2 protein-coding genes are annotated in these 2,302 nt (G+C 32.8%); both read right to left on the reverse strand.

Going from position 1 to position 2,302, the window contains the following annotated elements; all coding sequences use genetic code 11:
• Positions 1-123: 123 nt before the first annotated feature.
• Positions 124-684, reverse strand: a complete 561-nt coding sequence (locus tag HHU12_RS33545; protein ID WP_169661086.1) for a hypothetical protein — start codon at positions 682-684, stop codon at positions 124-126.
• Between the two features lie 369 nt (positions 685-1,053).
• Positions 1,054-2,127, reverse strand: a complete 1,074-nt coding sequence (locus tag HHU12_RS33550; protein WP_169661087.1) for a serine hydrolase domain-containing protein — start codon at positions 2,125-2,127, stop codon at positions 1,054-1,056.
• Positions 2,128-2,302: the final 175 nt, after the last annotated feature.

Raw genomic sequence — 2,302 nt, forward strand, 5'->3', positions numbered from 1 at the left:
CTATGACCATTTTTCACTATATCGTTGCCTTCACAGTGAGGACAACGTATTTCTTTGTAATGTCTCATATACATATAACAAAGAATCAACCTAAATCATCCATTACCAGTCATTTAATAGTAATTATTCTTTTAAGATTCTCTCAATTTCATCCAAATCAAGATCAATTGGTTTCATTGCATCTAAAGTGGCATCAAGTTCTCTTTCGTACCTTAACTCCTTATTATTTTCATATTCACCTCTTTCACGTACCTCTTCCGCTGTCATTCTTAATAACCCTTTTTCAGGATCTCCCTCATGGGTTATCATTTCCTTTAGCTCGTTTTTTTCACCCTTTACAAAGTAAGACAATGCCTTCATGACTTTATCCATCGGAAAACCAATGTTGCCCGCGAAATAATGGTCTTTATCTGAAATAGGTAGTTTGTCATTTGTATACACTAAGGAGAAAGTATTAAAATCCCAGCCTTGTATGTAAAGTTCATGATCAACGTCATTCGTCAAGACTAAAAGGTCCGGTTCGATATCAGTGGTCCCTTTACATTCAAAGTCCTCTTTCATCTGATACATCGATTTATTCCACTTGTACTTTTCGATAAATTCAACGATTTTATCAAATGCCATACTTTTCATTCGGGATTTATTCCCTTCGTAATCTGTAAAAAAATATAGTAAATTCTCCATGTTTGCTAAATTTAAATAGTTAATTATTCTCTTTTTATAGCAATTGCACCAACCTAAGTTGACTCTACTTTAGACGGACCAGAGTCCCCCCATTAATATAGTTTACTAGTTGTCAATAGTTTGAGCTAGCAATGTAGTTGGTATGATTACAATCTTTTAAAAATAAATTGAAGAATTAATATACCGTTACTCTCAATTCACAAATATAAATTCTTCATGTAATGCTAAAACAAATGTACCTAAATCATCTGCCATAATCAAAAACACATTGAGTATTACTTTTAAAATTAAATGTACTCTCACAACAAACGATTCGAAATTATTTATTCAATGAAAGAAGACTCTAAATCAATTGATAATAAACCCTTTCTAGTTGTTAATTATCATCTTTATAACTGGCTTCAATATCTCTTGCCTATAATCTTCCTCATAATCACAATTCCCCAATACCACTACCCCAATGTTCTTTTCTGGAACCATCAACAACAAACTTCTAAACCCCTTATCACCACCAAAATGTCCTATTACTTTATGGCCATCTATTTCAAAAATCTGAAAACCTAAACCAATATGGGCATACACTTCTGTTGATGGGTTTTGCATTTGAGCGTAGAAAGAATTCTTTCCTTTTTGTAATTGCTGAAGAAAGAAAATCATCCATTTTGACAGGTCATAAGCTGATGCATTTAGCGTACTGCTAGGTGCATGTTCTCTTGTGTAAGGATAGGTGTTACGAACTACTATTTTAGAACCTTTTTTAGTATGAGGTTTCACGCTCAACTCACCACTTATTTTAAAATACCTGAAATCACTTTCGGCCATTCCAATTGGTTTTAAAATGGTTTCAGCAACATAATCTTCAAACAATAACTCCGACTTTTGTTCTACTATCAGTCCCAATATATCATAACCCAGATTACTATATTTGTATTCCGTTTTTGGTGGAAATTTTGTTTTCAATTTTAGGTTAAGAATATACTCACTCAAACTATTATCCTCTTGATGATTATTTTCCCAATGATAGTTTTGAATATCAGGTAATCCAGAAGTGTGGTTTAATAAAGATTTCAGGCTGATTTGTTCTACTTTTTTGTCAGAGTAATTCAATGACGTTAGAAGGTCCACCAATCGGTCTTCCAATGAAATTTTTCCGTCCTCTACTAATTGCATCACAGCTTGTGCCGTCAACAGCTTACTAACAGAAGCGGTGTGAAATACCGAATGCTCTGTTACTTTTTGATCCGTTCCTATTTCTTTTACCCCATACCCTTTTGTATAAATGATCTCTCCATTTTTTACTACACTAATACTGATACCCGGAATTTTATATTCCTTCATTTTCATATTGACGATGGAATCTACTTGGGGTTTGAAATCAGTATTTTGTGCTTTTAAGATTGGAATAAAGAAGAGCAAAAAGTTGAATAGGAAGAGTAATTTCATTTTTGAGATTGTTGAAGTTAGAACTGTAGAGCTTAGTTCTTATATAAATTGATAAGTACCAAGACAGAAGCAAATGGAACAATAATTACGTGCAGGGGCTGTCTCAAAACTACTTTTTGTAAGATTAATCATTATGTTTAAATTATAACATAATGATTAATCGCTATGCAACCAA

Origin of the sequence: Flammeovirga aprica JL-4 (assembly GCF_012844305.1) — a bacterium.
In the GTDB taxonomy this organism is placed as follows: domain Bacteria; phylum Bacteroidota; class Bacteroidia; order Cytophagales; family Flammeovirgaceae; genus Flammeovirga; species Flammeovirga aprica.